Genomic DNA, 13,924 nt, shown 5'->3' with positions numbered 1-13,924 from the left:
TCAAGGGTGCTTGACCGGCGCCCGCATCCCCCCTATACGCGCCCGGTCCGGGGCGGAATGCCTTTCGGACCCGATTCCATTGACATGGGCCTGTCTGCTTCGGCGGGCCGTCGTCGGGGAGGCGGCACAGCAAAGCGTCGGACCAACTCCGGCGGGCTTGCCCGAAAGGGCAGGGACCCGATCGAAGACCAGGAGCTCTGGGGCGGCATCACCTTCGCGGAACAACCGCGAGCTGGAAAAAGGAACATGCGCATGAACCTGATCGCGCAGCTGGAAGCCGAGCAGATCGCTGCCCTCGGCAAGACCATCCCGGACTTCAAGGCCGGTGATACCGTCCGCGTCGGCTACAAGGTGACCGAAGGGTCGCGCAGCCGCGTGCAGAACTACGAAGGCGTCTGCATCGGCCGCAAGGGCGGCAACACGATCGCGGCCTCCTTCACCGTCCGCAAGATCTCGTTCGGCGAAGGCGTGGAACGCGTGTTCCCGCTCTATTCGACGAACATCGACTCGATCGAGGTGGTCCGCCGTGGCCGCGTGCGTCGCGCCAAGCTCTATTACCTGCGGTCGCGTCGCGGCAAGTCGGCCCGGATCGCCGAAGTCACCAACTACAAAGCCAAAGACGAATAAGGAGCGGACCGATGAAAGAGGGCATCCACCCGAACTATCACTTCATCGAAGTGAAGATGACCGACGGCACCACCTTCCGCACCCGTTCGACCTGGGGCGGCGAGGGCGACACGATGGCGCTGGATATCGACCCGCTGGCGCATCCGGCCTGGACCGGCCAGTCGGCCAAGCTGATGGACACCGGCGGCCGCGTGTCGAAGTTCAAGAACAAGTACGCCGGTCTGGGCTTCTGAGCCTGACCCGAGCGGCAGATGGAAAGGCGCGCCCCACCGGCGCGCCTTTTTGCTTGGCCGCGCCTTTTTGCTTGGCCCGGTGCCCGCGGCGTTCCGTAAAGGCCCTTACCCCCGTCCGGGGCATCCGTGCCGATGTGGCATTTTCACTTGCCGAACCGGGCTTCCTTGGATAGCCCACGCGGCCTATAGTCCGAAACAGTCAAGGGGACGCGTCGTGGCGCATATCATCGTCGTCGGCAACGAAAAGGGCGGTTCGGGGAAATCGACCACATGCATGCATGTGGCGACGGCCCTTGCCCGGATGGGCCATCGCGTCGGCGCGCTTGACCTTGACCTGCGGCAACGCAGCTTCGGCCGCTATATCGAGAACCGTCTTGCCTACATGGACCGCGAGGGGCTTTCGCTGGCCACGCCGGATTACCGCGAACTGCCCGAGATCGACCCGGCCCAGTTGCAGCCCGGCGAAAACCCCTATGATCACCGGCTGGCCGCCGCCGTCGCGGCGCTTGAACCGGTCAGCGATTTCATCGTCATCGACTGCCCCGGCAGCCACACGCGGCTTTCGCAGGTGGCCCATTCGCTGGCCGACACGCTGATCACGCCGTTGAACGACAGTTTCATCGATTTCGACCTTCTGGCGCGGATCGACCCCGAGACGAACAAGGTGAAGGGGCCGTCGATCTATTCCGAAATGGTGTGGAACGCGCGGCAGTTGCGGGCGCAGGCCGGGTTGAAGCCGATCGACTGGATCGTGTTGCGCAACCGCCTGGGCGCCCAGCAGATGCACAACAAGAAGAAGGTGGGCGCCGCGCTTGAGGATCTGTCGCGCCGGATCGGGTTCCGCGTGGCGCCGGGCTTTTCCGAGCGCGTGATCTTCCGCGAGCTGTTCCCGCGCGGGATCACGCTGCTGGACCTGAAGGATACCGGCGTCGATCAGCTCAACCTGTCGAACATCGCCGCCCGGCAGGAAGTGCGCGACCTGATCGCCGAACTCAGGCTGCCTGGTGTTTCGGTTGATTTCTGAACGGCGTGCAGGCCAGGTTCTTGCGCGGTTCGCGGCGTTCCAGCCGCTTCAGCCCGTTGACGAAAGTGTCGTCCTCGGCAACCTCGGCCGAGCCGGTGACACGCGCGATGATGAAACGGATCGTGTTCATGTGATCCTCCTGTCTGGTTGGCCCCCTGCCTGACGTGATCGCCCCGAACTCGGGCGGGACTGTGGCAAGGACGTGGGCACAACCTGACGATGCGGCAAACTTGGTGAACAATACGTTTCCGCGGCGGCGGCGCCAGCAGCGGGCCGATTTCGACCGTGGTGATTGCGACCGGTCCAACGGCGGGCAGTGGCGGCTTGAGCCTGCCCGCGCCTTGCGGCAAGAACGGGAAGCGGCGGCACTTCCGCGGTTTCAGGAAAGGAAGATCATGGCCAATGTCCTGTTCGATGCGCTTTTCGCGCCTTTGCGCGGTCGCGCCTCGCCGCTTCTGATCCTGTCCGACGGGCGGACCGTTTCCGGGGATGACTTCCTTTCCCTGATCGCCCGGCAGGCCAATGCGCTGCGCGATGCGGGGCTGCAAGCCGGCGACCGCATCGCCGTGCAGGTGGCCAAGACACCCGAGGCGCTCGCGGTCTATGGCGCGGCGGTGGCGCTTGGGGCGATCTTCCTGCCGCTCAACATCGCCTACACCCCGGACGAGGTGGAATACTTCCTGTCGAACGCGACGCCGCGCGTCTTTCTGTGCGATTCGCGCAAGGCCGAAGCGCTTGCCCCGATCGCCGCGCGGCATGGCGCGGTGACGCTGACAATGAATGCGGACGGCTCCGGAAGCCTGACCGACCGCGCCGCGGGGCAGCCGGCGACCATCACCGCGGCGGACCGTGGACCGGAAGACCTGGCGGCCTTCCTTTACACCTCGGGCACAACGGGCCGGTCGAAGGGCGCGATGCTGTCGCACCGGAACCTGTTGTCCAACGCCGAGGTGCTGGCCGACCTGTGGCGCTTCACCCCTGAGGACGTTCTGCTGCACGCCTTGCCGATCTTTCACACCCACGGGCTTTTCGTGGCCTCGAATGTCAGCCTGCTGACCGGTGGTGCGATGATCTTCCTGCCCGGCTTCGATCTTGAGACGGTGTTGCGCCTGATGCCGAAGGCGACGGCGATGATGGGGGTTCCCACGTTCTACACCCGCCTGCTGGACGATCCCCGGTTCACGCGCGACCTGACAAGGGGCATGCGCCTTTTCGTATCGGGCTCGGCCCCGCTTCTGGCCGAAACCCACCGTGCCTTCGAGGAACGCACCGGCCACCGCATCCTGGAACGCTACGGGATGACGGAAACGAACATGAACACCTCGAACCCCTATGACGGCGACCGCCGCGCGGGCACGGTGGGCTTGCCGCTGCCGGGGGTCGAATTGCGCATCATGGCCGAGGGCCGCGAAGTGGCGCAGGGCGAGGTCGGCGTGATCGAGGTGCGCGGCCCGAACGTGTTTCAGGGCTACTGGCAGATGCCCGAGAAGACCCGCGAGGAACTGCGCGAGGACGGCTGGTTCATCACCGGCGATCTGGGGTTCATCGATGCCGAAGGTTACGTGACCATCGTGGGCCGCGCCAAGGACCTGATCATCTCGGGCGGTTACAACGTCTATCCCAAGGAAGTCGAACTGCTGCTGGACGAGGTGCCCGGCGTTCTGGAAAGCGCGGTGATCGGCCTGCCGCATCCGGATTTCGGCGAGGCGGTCTTTGCCGTGCTGGTCCCGCAGAAGGGCGCGACGCTTGATCCGGCGGCCGCGCTTGAAACCATCCGTGACCGGCTGGCCCGGTTCAAGCAGCCCAAGGCGGCGATCGTGATGCAGGAACTGCCGCGCAACACCATGGGCAAGGTGCAGAAGAACGTCCTGCGCGACATGCACGCCGGATGGTTCAAGGGCTGAGACAGGTTCGGGTGTGGGCTCTGCCCCACAGGATATCGGGGACGGAAACCGGGATCAGCCGGGTGCGGGCGCGGGATCTTCGCCGGTCGGTCCAGCAGCCGGCACGTCGTCGCCAGAGGGGGCTTCGTCTGCGGGGTCTTCATCTGCGGGATCGGCCAGTTCGCGTTCCAGGAAACGTTCCAGCGCATCAAGGTCCACGGGTTCGAACTGCCCGAACCCCTGCATCCAGACCGAGGCCGCGCGCATCGCATCGGGTTCGAGCTTGCACCAGATCACGCGGCCCCGCCTTTCGCGGCTGATCAGCCCGGCCTCGGCCAGCACGGAAAGGTGTTTCGAGATCGCGGCAAGCGACATCTGGAACGGTTCGGCCACGTCGGTCACGGCCATGTCGTCCTCCAGCAGCATCGCGAGGATCGCCCGTCGGGTCGGGTCGGCAAGGGCGGCGAAGGTCAGGCTGAGAGGGTCGGACATGGCGCCATGCTTGGCCGAGCGCCGCGCGATCGTCAACCGACAGGTTGAATATCGGATGCGGGCGGGTTTCGGCGCTAACGCGGCCACGCACCGGCGCACCAGCCCCGATGAATTTGCAAAAACATAATATTTTCAATGCATTGATGACCTCACCCCCTGCCGTCTCTTGCCTTGACTCGTTCGGCCCTCCTGCGTAGGTTGCGCCCGACTGTCGAAGGGCGCTTTTTCATGGGCACGGAACCCGATCCCGAACGGCTGCGCGCGCTTGAAGAGTGGCTGGCCAGGGTGAACGGGCAGAAGGACCGGAAGCCGCGCGGCGAGACGGGCAAGGCATTCTCGCAGGGCGAGATGGCCTGGAGGATGGTGATCGAGCTGGTATCGGGGATGCTCCTGGGGCTGGCGATCGGTTACGGGCTGGACCATGTGTTCGGGACCCGCCCCGTCTTTCTGGTGATCTTCGCGCTGCTCGGGTTCGCCGCCGGGGTAAGGACCATGCTGGGCACCGCCCGGCAGATGACGGCGAACCAAAAGGCGACGACACAGGCGGCTGATCCCGCCCGAACCGAAGGGAAATGAACGTGGCTGCGGAAGGCGAAAGCACCGGTTTCAACATCCACCCGATGGACCAGTTCGTGGTCAAGCCGCTGTTCGGTGGCGACACGATCGAATGGTACACGATCACCAACGTGACCATGTGGATGGGCATCGCCGTTCTGGCCATCATCGCGCTGATGGTTCTGGGCACCAGCCGCCGGGCGATCATCCCGTCGCGCACGCAGTCGATCGCCGAACTGATCTACGGCTTCATCTACAAGATGGTCGAGGACGTAGCGGGCCATGACGGGGTGAAATACTTCCCCTACGTGCTGACGCTGTTCCTGTTCATCCTGTTCTCGAACCTGCTGGGCCTCTTGCCCAAGTCCTTCACCACGACAAGTCATGTCGCCGTGACGGTGACGCTGGCGCTGATGGTGTTCCTGGGTGTCACGCTTCTGGGGCTTTACAAGCAGGGCATCGGCTTTCTCGGCATGTTCTGGGTCACATCGGCGCCGCTGGCGATCCGTCCGATCCTGGCCGTGATCGAGGTCATCTCGTACTTCGTGCGGCCGGTCAGCCACTCCATCCGTCTTGCGGGCAACCTCATGGCGGGCCACGCGGTTATCAAGGTGATCGCGGGCTTTGCCTCGATGGCCGTCGTCTCGCCGGTCGTGGTCGGTGCCGTCACCGCGATCTATGGTCTGGAACTGCTTGTGGCGGTCGTTCAGGCCTACGTTTTCACCATTCTGACCTGTGTGTATCTGCGGGACGCCGTCGGCGGCGCGCATCACTGAGGTCCGGACAACCAACCTAACCAATCCAAATTCCAAAGGAGCAAGTGCTATGGAAGGCGATATCGCAGAAATGGGCAAATTCATCGGCGCTGGCCTGGCCACCATGGGCCTCGGCGGTGCTGGTATCGGCGTGGGTCACATCGCCGGCAACTTCTTGGCGGGCGCCCTGCGCAACCCGTCGGCCGCGCCGGGCCAGATGGCCAACCTCTTCGTCGGCATCGCGTTCGCCGAAGCTCTGGGCATCTTCTCGTTCCTGATCGCCCTGCTGCTGATGTTCGCCGTCTGATCCAAGCGGTCCGATGCTTTCGGCCGGAGGGGCAACAGCCCGTCCGGCCAAGTCTTTGAGGGACGCGAAGGAACAAGACAATGGCGACTGAAGCAGCACAGGACGCTGCGGCGGGTGCGGCGGCCCACGGGGCAGCCGGGCAATCCTCGGGGATGCCGCAGCTCGATTTCTCCACCTGGGGAAACCAGATTTTCTGGCTTCTGGTCACGCTGGTCGTGATCTACTTCGTGCTGTCGCGCGTGGTGATGCCGCGGATCGCCTCGGTTCTGGCCGAGCGGAACGGGACCATCACCAACGATCTCGCGGCGGCCGAGGAACTGAAGCAGAAGGCCCTGGAAGCCGAAAAGGCCTATAACGAAGCGCTGGCCACTGCCCGCGCCGAGGCGGCCAAGATCGTTGCCCAGGCCAGGGCCGACATCCAGAAGGATCTGGACAAGGCCACCGCCAAGGCGGATGCCGAAATCGCGGCCAAGACCGCGGAATCGGAAAAGAAGATCGCGGAGATCCGCGCCGGTGCGATGGAAAGCGTGACCGAGGTTGCCAAGGACACGGCCAAGGAACTGGTCGCGGTGCTGGGTGGCAAGGCCGACGCCAAGTCCGTCACCGCCGCCGTGAACGCGCTGTTGAAGGGATGAGGGCGATGAAGAAACTGACGGTTCTTTCCGCCCTTGTCGCGACTCCGGCCTTCGCGGCCTCGGGCCCGTTCTTTTCGCTGGGGAACACGGATTTCATCGTGACCCTGTCGTTCCTGCTGTTCGTCGGTATCCTGCTTTATGCGAAGGTGCCGGGGAAGCTTGCAGGGATGCTGGACGCGCGGTCCGTGCAGATCAAGAAGGATCTGGACGAAGCGCGCGCCCTGCGCGAAGAGGCCAAGACGATCCTCGCCTCCTACGAGCGCAAGCAGAAGGAAGTGCAGGATCAGGCCGACCGCATTGTTGCTTCCGCGAAGGAAGAGGCGATGGAAGCCGCAAAGCAGGCCAAGGCCGACCTGAAAACCTCGATCGCGCGCCGGCTGGCCGCTGCCGAGGACCGCATCGCATCGGCCGAAGCCACGGCCATCCGTGAGGTGCGCGAAAAGGCCGTGACCGTCGCGGTTGCGGCCGCGGGCGAGATCCTGGCCAAGCAGATGACGGCCGATGCCGCCGCGGCGTCGATCGACGATGCGATCGCACAGGTCGAGGCCAAGCTGCACTGACGCGGCCGCAGGCCCGAAAACATCAAACCCGGCCGCAGGGCCGGGTTTTTTTCATTCGGTGCAAGGTGTCGGGGGGCGCAGGCTGTCGGGGCAGAACCGCCCTCAGCGCACTTCCCTGACATGGGTCAGGCGCTGTTGCGCCACTTCCTCGTTCCGTTCCGCACGGACCTGTTCGTGCAGCGCCTCGGCGACATAATCCAGATGCCGGTTTACCGCCGCGCGTGCCGCAACCGGGTCACGGGCCTGAACCCCCTCGTTTATGGCGCGGTGCTGGTCCAGCAGCATGTCGCGCGTCATCCGGTTCCGGAACATCATCTGACGGTTGTAGAACACCCCCTGCCGCAACAGATCGAACATCGACCGCATCATGTGCAGCATGACGACGTTGTGGCTGGCCTCGATGATCGCCATGTGGAACTGGGCGTCAAGTTCCGCCTCGTCCGAGGGGTCGCGTTTGGCATGGGCGGCTTCCATCTTCTGGAAGATCGCGCTCACCACCTTCAGGTCCGTATCCGAACCGAGCCGCGCCGCGCGTTCGGCGGCCAGCCCCTCAAGATCGCGGCGGAAGTCGAGGTAGTCGAACACCGCGTCGTCATGGGTGGCGAAGAGATCGACAAGGGCCGGCGAAAAGGCTGAACCCAGAACCTCGGCCACGAAAATCCCCGAGCCGGCCTTGCTGACCAGAAGCCCGCGCGCCTCAAGATCCTCGACCGCCTCGCGCAGCGAGGGGCGAGAGACGCCCAACCTGTCGGACAGTTCCCGTTCCGAAGGCAGCCGTTCACCGGGCCGCAGAACCCCCCGCAGGATCAGAAGCTCGATCTGGCGGACCACGGACTGGGACAGTTTTTCTGAGTGTATCTTGGTAAACGGCATGGCGGGTCCTGACATTGGTCAAAATCTATGACCACATCCGCCCGTCCGCAAGGAAAAAGGGCAGCGCTTGGCTGCCCCTTCAAGCCGGTTCCGCCCGGATCAGCCCCGGGTGGGGCGGATCAGGATATCGACGCGCCGGTTCTGCGCGCGGCCCTCGGGCGTGGCGTTGCTGGCGATCGGCGCGGTCAGGCCACGGCCATAGGCGGCGATGCGGCCCGCGGGAACGCCGTTCGCGATCAGGACCGAAGCGACGGAATTCGCGCGGCGCTGCGACAGGTCCTGATTGTAGGACGCGCTGCCGGTATTGTCGGTGTGGCCCACCACCTCGATCGTCGAGGCGGGATACTTGATCAGGTTCGAGGCGACGGCCTGAAGGTCGCGCGTCAGGTCCGGACGCAGGGCGGCGCTGTCGGTGGCGAAAAGAATGTCCTGCGGCATGGTCACGCGCAGGTAATCGCCTTCGTTCACGACATTGGTCGCGGGCGAAAGCTGGGCGCGCAGGTCGGCCGCCTGACGGTCAAGCGAGTTGCCGATCAGGCCGCCGACGGCCGCACCCACGGCCGCCCCGGCCACCGTCTTGGCCAGCCGGTCGTCACCGTCGCGGGTCGCGCCGATTGCGCCGCCGATGATCGCGCCGGTGATCGCGCCGCCACGCGCGCGGGCGTTCGGATCGTTGGGATAGGCGTTCGGGTCCACACAGGCCGTCAGCCCCAGAAGGGCGGCCGAACCAAGGATCAGCGGGGTCTTGAAAATCATGTCTGCGCCTCAAGCTGTTACCGGCCCATTGCCGGGCTCTGGCGAGTTTATACCACCTGATGCGCAGATCGGATAGGGCGGGCGGGCCTTGCGCAGCTTTCCGCCCATCACGATTGCGCGCCCTGCCTGTCCTCGGCATCGGCGCGGGCGGCCTCCCAGGCCAGGATGGCGCGCTTGACGGGAAGCCCCCAGTGATAGCCGCCGAGATGGCCATGCGGCCCGCCCGACTTGCGCAGCGCACGGTGGCAGGGGATCAGGAAGCTGATCGGGTTGCGCCCGACCGCAGTGCCGACGGCGCGCACCGCCTTGGGGTGCCCGACGGCCCCGGCGATCTCCGAATAGGTGGTCACATGGCCCGAGGGGATGCGCAGAAGCGCCTCCCAGACCTTGATCTGGAACGGCGCGCCGATCATGTGCAGCGGCACGGGCGCGTCCCCCGAGCGGGCGCCAAAGGCCGCCTGAACCCAAGGGGCCAGCGCCGCGGGATCTTCCGTGAAAGCGGCCTCCGGCCAGCGCCGCCGCAAGTCTTCGAAGGCGGCGTCCTCGCCCATGTCCTCGGCGAAGCCCATGCCGCAGATGCCGCGATCCGTGCCCATCACGATCGCCGGGCCGAAGGGGCTGGAAAACCAGCCCCAGCGGATGGTCAGGCCCGCGCCGCCGCGCGCGTATTCGCCGGGCGTCATCGCCTCCCAGGTCAGGAACAGGTCGTGAAGCCGCCCGCCGCCCGAAAGGCCCGTGGCCAGCGCCGCATCGAGCGTGGTGAACCGGCGTTCCAGAAGCCGCCGGGCGTGGTCCAGCGTCAGGTATTGCTGATACTTCTTCGGGCTGACGCCGACCCACTGGGAAAAGACCCGCTGGAAATGGGCCGGGCTCATCCCCATCCGGGCGGAAAGCGCCTCCAGCGTCAGCCCCGGCCCCGCGGCGTCGATCTCTTTCAGGGCGCGCGCGATGACCGCGTGGTGATAGCTTGGGGTTTCATCCTGCATCTTCTGTCTCCGCCGGCTTCGGGTTGCAGAATAGGCGCAAGGGGCCGCCACCGCGACCCGCTTCCTGCGCCTTCGCTTGCGCATCCCGCAGGGCTTTGGCACAGAAGGCGCGATGGCAAAGCAGCTTCCCTATCACACGATCCACGCGATCTTTTCCCGCTTCCGCGCAATCGAGCCGGAGCCGAAAGGCGAATTGCACCATGTGAATGCCTTCACCCTGCTCGTTGCGGTGGCGCTGTCGGCGCAGGCGACGGACGCGGGCGTGAACAAGGCCACGCGCCCCCTGTTCGAACGTGTCCAGACCCCGCAGCAGATGCTGGATCTGGGCGAGGCAGAGCTGGTCGAGGCGATCAAGACCATCGGGCTTTTCCGCCAGAAGGCGAAAAACGTGATGAAGCTGAGCCGCATCCTGGTGGATGACTACGGCGGCGAGGTGCCCTCATCCCGCGCGGCGTTGCAATCCCTGCCGGGGGTCGGGCGCAAGACCGCGAACGTGGTGCTGAACATGTGGTTCCACCAGCCCGCGCAGGCGGTGGACACCCATATCTTCCGGGTGGGAAACCGCACCGGCATCGCGCCCGGCCGCGATGTGGACGCCGTGGAACGCGCGATCGAAGACAATATCCCCGCCGAATTTCAGCAGCACGCGCATCACTGGCTGATCCTGCACGGACGCTACATCTGTGTTGCCCGCAAACCGAAATGCGGTATCTGCCCGATCCGCGATCTTTGCCCATACGAGGATAAGTCCGAATGAAGCGTTTTCAGGTAGTCGGCATCGGCAATGCCATGGTGGATGTTCTGGCGCGCGGCGACGAGGCCTTTCTGGCCGAGGCCGGCATCCACAAGGGGATCATGCAGCTGATCGACATGCCGCGGGCCGTCGATCTTTATTCCCGCATCGGTCCGGCGCGCGAAATCTCGGGCGGGTCGGCGGCGAACACGATCGCGGGCGTCGCGCATCTGGGCGGGCGCACCGCCTATGTCGGCAAGGTCAAGGATGACCAGCTTGGCGCGATCTTTGCCCATGACCTGCGGGCGCAGGGCGCGGTCTATGAAACCGCGATGGCGCCCCGGACCGAGGCGCAAGAGACCGGCCGCTGCATCGTCATCGTGACACCGGATGGCGAGCGGTCGATGAACACCTATCTGGGCGTGACCGAGTTCCTGCATCCCTCTGACATCGACGAGGCGATGATGGCCGATGCGGAATGGATCTATCTTGAAGGCTACCGGTTCGACGGGCCTGACAGCCACGCCGCCTTTGCCAAGGCGATTTCCGCCTGCAAGGCGCAGGGCGGCCGTGTGTCGATCACCCTGTCGGACCCGTTCTGCGTGGAACGTCACCGCTATGCGTTCCGCAAGATGATACAGGACGACGTCGACCTGCTGTTCTGCAACCGCGCTGAAATCCTGTCGATGTACCAGACCGACGATTTCGAGGCGGCCCTTGCTGCCGCCGCCGCCGAAGTCGCCATCGTCGCCTGCACCGACAGCGAGAACGGCGCACATATCCTTTCAGAAGGCCGGCGCTGGCATGCGCCTGCGGTGCCCACGAAGATCGTGGATGCGACGGGCGCGGGCGACCTGTTCGCTGGGGCGTTCCTCTGGGCGCTGACGAACTGCCATGATCTGCCGACCTGCGGACGGATGGGCTGTGTCGCGGCGTCCGAGGTGATCAGCCACATCGGCGCCCGGCCTGAATCCGACCTGAAGGCGCTGTTTGGCCAGCACGGGTTGCTGTAACGGTCAGCCCTTCGCGCCCTGGCCACGGGAATAGGCATCTTCGTACCGGGTGATGTCATCCTCGCCCAGATAGCTGCCGGTCTGCACCTCGATCAGGATCATCGGCACGCGGCCGGGGTTTTCCATCCGGTGCCTGGCCCCCAGCGGGATATAGACCGACTGGTTTTCCGTCACCAGACGCACCTCGTCGCCGATCGTGACCTTTGCGGTGCCTGCCACGACGATCCAGTGTTCGGCCCGGTGGACATGGCTTTGCAGCGACAGGATCCCGCCGGGGTGGACGTGGATGCGCTTGACCTGAAAGCGGTCGCCAAGAACCAGCGTCTCGAACCAGCCCCAGGGCCGGTGATCGCGCGGCAGGGTTTCGGCTTGCGCCGCGCCCCGTGCCTTCAGGGCGGCCACGGCCTGTTTCACGTCCTGCGCGCGGGACCGGTCGGCCACCAGAACCGCGTCGGGCATGGCCACGGCGATCAGGTTTTCCACCCCGATCCCCACCAGTTCGACCCCCTCCGCCTCGGACCGCAGAAGGCTTCCCGCACAGTCGATCAGCGTGACGGCGCCATGGGTTGCATTGCCCTTGTCGTCCTGCCCGGTCTCGCGCCAGACCGCGTCCCAGTCGCCCAGGTCTGACCAGCCGTCGGCATAGGGCATGACCGCCAGGTTGGCCGCCTTTTCCATGATCGCGTAATCGACGGAAACGTCGCGGGCGCCGGACCAGGCCACCGGATCAAGCCGAAGAAAGCCCAGATCGGCGCGGGCCTTTTCGACGGCGCCGGCCACCGGGTCGATCAGATCGGGGGCATGTGCCTCGAAGGCGGCGATGACCGTGCGCGCTGACATCAGGAAGATGCCCGCGTTCCAAAGGAAATTGCCCGAGGACAGCATCCGCGCCGCCGTCGGCGCATCGGGCTTTTCGACAAAGCGGCGCAGCGGGGCCGGGCGGTCGGCCGCCGGTTCGCCACCCAGTTCAAGCCAGCCGTAACCGGTTTCCGGCCGGGTCGGCAGGATGCCGAAGGTCACGATCTGCCCCGCCTCGGCCGCCGGGCGTGCGGCCAGAACCGCCGCCCGGAAGGCCGCCGCATCGGGCACGACATGATCGGAGGGCGCGACCAGCATCATCGCCGCATCGTCATGTGCGGCCAGATGCAGGGCCGCCGCCAGGATCGCGGGCGCGGTGTTGCGCGGTTGGGGTTCGATCAGCACCGCGCCGGGGTCCACGCCCGCCGCCGCAAGTTGTTCGGTCACGATGAAGCGGAAATCGCTGGCCGTGATGACCACCGGCGCCGCGAATCCCTTGCCCGACAACCGCCGCGCCGCCTGCTGGAACAGAGTGTTGTCCCCGACCAGCGGCACGAACTGCTTGGGATAGCTCTTGCGCGACAAGGGCCACAGGCGCGTGCCCGAACCGCCGCAAAGCAAGACAGGTGTAATCGCTTTTGTCATCGCGGCCCCATTCCGCCAACATCAGTAACCCGCCGGTGCGGGCTTCACGCGCTCCGGCCATTCATTCGCACCACTCGCAGTCAGCGAAAGGGCAGTCTTGCGGCAATCCTGTGGCAGGGCGTTCGGCCCTATTCGCCAAGCTTGGCGTGAACCTCGTCCAGGTCGATCTCGCCCAGAGGGAACTTGTTGCCGGGATTGTCGAAATCGTATTTGAAAAGCTGGAAATCGCGTTTGTAGATTTCCCAGACAAGATGGCGCGACAGGTCGTCGAAGTAATCCTCGACCGGGTGCAGCCGTTTCGGCCCGTGACCTTCGCTTTCGTTGAACTTGGGGATCTTCTTCAGGTTCACCTTGTGCGGGGTCTTGATGTGGTCAAGCACCACCTGCATCCCTTCGTTGAAATGCTCGGTGAAAAAGATGTGGTCGTACCGGCCGCCGTTCACGATGAAGGTGGACACATGCCCGGACATGGCCGACCAGTGGATGTCGGGTTCCATCGGCTTTTTCCAGCGGATGGTGTCGCGCGCGAACAGCAGGAAGCGGCGAAAGCTCTTGATCTGGTCAAAGTCCTGCTTGCCGTCGTCGCCGCCGACCTCGATGCCATATTTCTGCACCAGAAGCGGAACAAGATTGCCCCGGTACCGCTTGCCATTGCGCTGGATGCCGCAGATCTTGTCGAAGAAGGACGACAGGATCCGCGTGTAGGGATTGCGCACACAGGTGAAGGCATAGGATTTATGCTTCTTGACGTTCTTCTCGATCAGCGGCTGGCTGGCCTCTTGCGACCACTTGTGCAGGCCCGTGGTGGAATCGTGAATATCGCCGTCAAAGAACTGGCCATGATCGGAAAAATACATGATCTGGCCGATGGTCGAGCACGCGCATTTGGGGACGACGCGATAGACGACGCTTTCGCTTTCCGTCATCCAGGTGCCTGGAAAACCCATGAAACTCTGCCTCCGTTACGTCGTGACGCGCACTTTGGCGCGCCCGACCCTTGGCGCACAAAAAAGCAAACAAACTCTGTCTTTTCAATGACCGATAAAGGT

18 protein-coding genes are annotated in these 13,924 nt (G+C 64.9%); 11 read left to right on the top strand and 7 right to left on the bottom strand.

The features are described 5' to 3' along the window. The first annotated feature begins 252 nt into the window (after positions 1 to 252). The 3 genes from rplS (at position 253) to E7811_RS05510 (ending at position 1,884) form a co-directional block, all read left to right on the top strand. Entirely contained in the window at positions 253 to 627 is a 375-nt protein-coding gene (gene rplS / locus E7811_RS05520) for a 50S ribosomal protein L19 (protein WP_136393546.1), read from the top strand. Positions 628 to 638: 11 nt separating this feature from the next. Then, a complete protein-coding gene (gene rpmE, locus E7811_RS05515; protein ID WP_136393545.1) occupies positions 639 to 860 on the top strand; it encodes a 50S ribosomal protein L31 in 222 nt (73 codons plus the stop codon). Positions 861 to 1,074: 214 nt separating this feature from the next. Continuing rightward, entirely contained in the window at positions 1,075 to 1,884 is an 810-nt protein-coding gene (locus E7811_RS05510; protein ID WP_136393544.1) for a division plane positioning ATPase MipZ, read from the top strand. Here the strand turns inward: E7811_RS05510 and E7811_RS17880 are convergent. Next, positions 1,853 to 2,014: a hypothetical protein gene (locus tag E7811_RS17880; RefSeq protein ID WP_168732935.1), complete on the bottom strand. Its 162-nt coding sequence runs from the start codon at positions 2,012 to 2,014 to the stop codon at positions 1,853 to 1,855. The genes E7811_RS05510 and E7811_RS17880 overlap by 32 nt on opposite strands. Before the next feature lie 265 nt (positions 2,015 to 2,279). Here E7811_RS17880 and E7811_RS05505 point away from each other — a divergent pair, with 265 nt between their 5' ends. Next, positions 2,280 to 3,788 carry a malonate--CoA ligase gene (locus tag E7811_RS05505; RefSeq protein WP_136394245.1) on the top strand — a complete coding sequence of 503 codons (1,509 nt, stop codon included), beginning with the start codon at positions 2,280 to 2,282 and terminating at the stop codon, positions 3,786 to 3,788. A gap of 54 nt (positions 3,789 to 3,842) precedes the next feature. On the opposite strand, the gene E7811_RS05500 is transcribed toward E7811_RS05505, so the two are convergent. Next, positions 3,843 to 4,259, bottom strand: a complete 417-nt coding sequence (locus E7811_RS05500) for an ArsR/SmtB family transcription factor (protein WP_136393543.1) — start codon at positions 4,257 to 4,259, stop codon at positions 3,843 to 3,845. Between the two features lie 228 nt (positions 4,260 to 4,487). On the opposite strand from E7811_RS05500, the gene E7811_RS05495 reads away from it, so the two are divergent. The 5 genes from E7811_RS05495 to E7811_RS05475 all read left to right on the top strand — a co-directional run bounded on the left by E7811_RS05495 (position 4,488) and on the right by E7811_RS05475 (position 7,071). Beyond that, positions 4,488 to 4,835 carry an AtpZ/AtpI family protein gene (locus tag E7811_RS05495; RefSeq protein ID WP_136393542.1) on the top strand — a complete coding sequence of 116 codons (348 nt, stop codon included), beginning with the start codon at positions 4,488 to 4,490 and terminating at the stop codon, positions 4,833 to 4,835. After that, positions 4,832 to 5,590 carry a F0F1 ATP synthase subunit A gene (locus E7811_RS05490; RefSeq protein ID WP_394345596.1) on the top strand — a complete coding sequence of 253 codons (759 nt, stop codon included), beginning with the start codon at positions 4,832 to 4,834 and terminating at the stop codon, positions 5,588 to 5,590. Before E7811_RS05495 ends, E7811_RS05490 begins: the two co-directional genes overlap by 4 nt. A 49-nt stretch (positions 5,591 to 5,639) precedes the next feature. Continuing rightward, the gene (locus E7811_RS05485) at positions 5,640 to 5,876 is read left to right on the top strand and encodes a F0F1 ATP synthase subunit C (RefSeq protein WP_125325857.1); all 237 of its coding nucleotides are present in this window, start codon (positions 5,640 to 5,642) and stop codon (positions 5,874 to 5,876) included. Between the two features lie 80 nt (positions 5,877 to 5,956). Next, complete coding sequence (locus E7811_RS05480) at positions 5,957 to 6,511, top strand: F0F1 ATP synthase subunit B' (protein ID WP_136393540.1); 555 nt, start codon at positions 5,957 to 5,959, stop codon at positions 6,509 to 6,511. 5 nt (positions 6,512 to 6,516) lie between these two features. After that, entirely contained in the window at positions 6,517 to 7,071 is a 555-nt protein-coding gene (locus E7811_RS05475; RefSeq protein WP_136393539.1) for a F0F1 ATP synthase subunit B, read from the top strand. 102 nt (positions 7,072 to 7,173) lie between these two features. Here the strand turns inward: E7811_RS05475 and E7811_RS05470 are convergent, their stop codons facing one another. The 3 genes from E7811_RS05470 to E7811_RS05460 all read right to left on the bottom strand — a co-directional run bounded on the left by E7811_RS05470 (position 7,174) and on the right by E7811_RS05460 (position 9,686). After that, positions 7,174 to 7,944 carry an FCD domain-containing protein gene (locus E7811_RS05470; protein WP_136393538.1) on the bottom strand — a complete coding sequence of 257 codons (771 nt, stop codon included), beginning with the start codon at positions 7,942 to 7,944 and terminating at the stop codon, positions 7,174 to 7,176. 99 nt (positions 7,945 to 8,043) lie between these two features. Beyond that, positions 8,044 to 8,700 (bottom strand): OmpA family protein, encoded by a 657-nt coding sequence (locus tag E7811_RS05465; protein ID WP_136393537.1) that lies wholly within the window; start codon positions 8,698 to 8,700, stop codon positions 8,044 to 8,046. Positions 8,701 to 8,807: 107 nt separating this feature from the next. Next, entirely contained in the window at positions 8,808 to 9,686 is an 879-nt protein-coding gene (locus tag E7811_RS05460; protein ID WP_136393536.1) for a methylated-DNA--[protein]-cysteine S-methyltransferase, read from the bottom strand. A 112-nt stretch (positions 9,687 to 9,798) separates the two neighbouring features. Here E7811_RS05460 and nth point away from each other — a divergent pair, with 112 nt between their 5' ends. Both nth and E7811_RS05450 read left to right on the top strand, forming a co-directional pair. After that, positions 9,799 to 10,443, top strand: a complete 645-nt coding sequence (gene nth / locus E7811_RS05455) for an endonuclease III (RefSeq protein WP_136393535.1) — start codon at positions 9,799 to 9,801, stop codon at positions 10,441 to 10,443. Continuing rightward, positions 10,440 to 11,432, top strand: coding sequence for an adenosine kinase (locus tag E7811_RS05450; RefSeq protein WP_136393534.1), 993 nt, complete (start codon positions 10,440 to 10,442; stop codon positions 11,430 to 11,432). Before nth ends, E7811_RS05450 begins: the two co-directional genes overlap by 4 nt. Before the next feature lie 3 nt (positions 11,433 to 11,435). On the opposite strand, the gene E7811_RS05445 is transcribed toward E7811_RS05450, so the two are convergent. Together E7811_RS05445 and E7811_RS05440 are read right to left on the bottom strand one after the other, a co-directional pair. Continuing rightward, positions 11,436 to 12,875 (bottom strand): mannose-1-phosphate guanylyltransferase/mannose-6-phosphate isomerase, encoded by a 1,440-nt coding sequence (locus E7811_RS05445; protein ID WP_136393533.1) that lies wholly within the window; start codon positions 12,873 to 12,875, stop codon positions 11,436 to 11,438. A 128-nt stretch (positions 12,876 to 13,003) separates the two neighbouring features. After that, positions 13,004 to 13,822, bottom strand: coding sequence for a sulfotransferase family protein (locus tag E7811_RS05440; protein ID WP_136393532.1), 819 nt, complete (start codon positions 13,820 to 13,822; stop codon positions 13,004 to 13,006). Between the last annotated feature and the right edge of the window lie 102 nt (positions 13,823 to 13,924).

This window comes from Aliigemmobacter aestuarii (assembly GCF_004799285.1).
Taxonomy (GTDB): Bacteria; Pseudomonadota; Alphaproteobacteria; order Rhodobacterales; family Rhodobacteraceae; genus Aliigemmobacter; species Aliigemmobacter aestuarii.
This window is presented reverse-complemented; position numbering and strand designations above follow the sequence as displayed.

Excerpts from the sequence above, each read along its gene's own strand:
- E7811_RS05475 (WP_136393539.1), top strand. The coding sequence starts at position 6,517 with ATGAAGAAACTGACGGTTCTTTCCGCCCTTGTCGCGACTCCGGCCTTC.
- rpmE (WP_136393545.1), top strand. The coding sequence starts at position 639 with ATGAAAGAGGGCATCCACCCGAACTATCACTTCATCGAAGTGAAGATG.
- E7811_RS05495 (WP_136393542.1), top strand. The coding sequence starts at position 4,488 with ATGGGCACGGAACCCGATCCCGAACGGCTGCGCGCGCTTGAAGAGTGG.
- nth (WP_136393535.1), top strand. The coding sequence starts at position 9,799 with ATGGCAAAGCAGCTTCCCTATCACACGATCCACGCGATCTTTTCCCGC.
- E7811_RS05440 (WP_136393532.1), bottom strand. The coding sequence starts at position 13,822 with ATGGGTTTTCCAGGCACCTGGATGACGGAAAGCGAAAGCGTCGTCTAT.
- E7811_RS05490 (WP_394345596.1), top strand. The coding sequence starts at position 4,832 with ATGAACGTGGCTGCGGAAGGCGAAAGCACCGGTTTCAACATCCACCCG.
- rplS (WP_136393546.1), top strand. The coding sequence starts at position 253 with ATGAACCTGATCGCGCAGCTGGAAGCCGAGCAGATCGCTGCCCTCGGC.
- E7811_RS05500 (WP_136393543.1), bottom strand. The coding sequence starts at position 4,259 with ATGTCCGACCCTCTCAGCCTGACCTTCGCCGCCCTTGCCGACCCGACC.
- E7811_RS05445 (WP_136393533.1), bottom strand. The coding sequence starts at position 12,875 with ATGACAAAAGCGATTACACCTGTCTTGCTTTGCGGCGGTTCGGGCACG.
- E7811_RS05485 (WP_125325857.1), top strand. The coding sequence starts at position 5,640 with ATGGAAGGCGATATCGCAGAAATGGGCAAATTCATCGGCGCTGGCCTG.
- E7811_RS05470 (WP_136393538.1), bottom strand. The coding sequence starts at position 7,944 with ATGCCGTTTACCAAGATACACTCAGAAAAACTGTCCCAGTCCGTGGTC.
- E7811_RS05465 (WP_136393537.1), bottom strand. The coding sequence starts at position 8,700 with ATGATTTTCAAGACCCCGCTGATCCTTGGTTCGGCCGCCCTTCTGGGG.
- E7811_RS05480 (WP_136393540.1), top strand. The coding sequence starts at position 5,957 with ATGGCGACTGAAGCAGCACAGGACGCTGCGGCGGGTGCGGCGGCCCAC.
- E7811_RS17880 (WP_168732935.1), bottom strand. The coding sequence starts at position 2,014 with ATGAACACGATCCGTTTCATCATCGCGCGTGTCACCGGCTCGGCCGAG.
- E7811_RS05450 (WP_136393534.1), top strand. The coding sequence starts at position 10,440 with ATGAAGCGTTTTCAGGTAGTCGGCATCGGCAATGCCATGGTGGATGTT.
- E7811_RS05505 (WP_136394245.1), top strand. The coding sequence starts at position 2,280 with ATGGCCAATGTCCTGTTCGATGCGCTTTTCGCGCCTTTGCGCGGTCGC.
- E7811_RS05460 (WP_136393536.1), bottom strand. The coding sequence starts at position 9,686 with ATGCAGGATGAAACCCCAAGCTATCACCACGCGGTCATCGCGCGCGCC.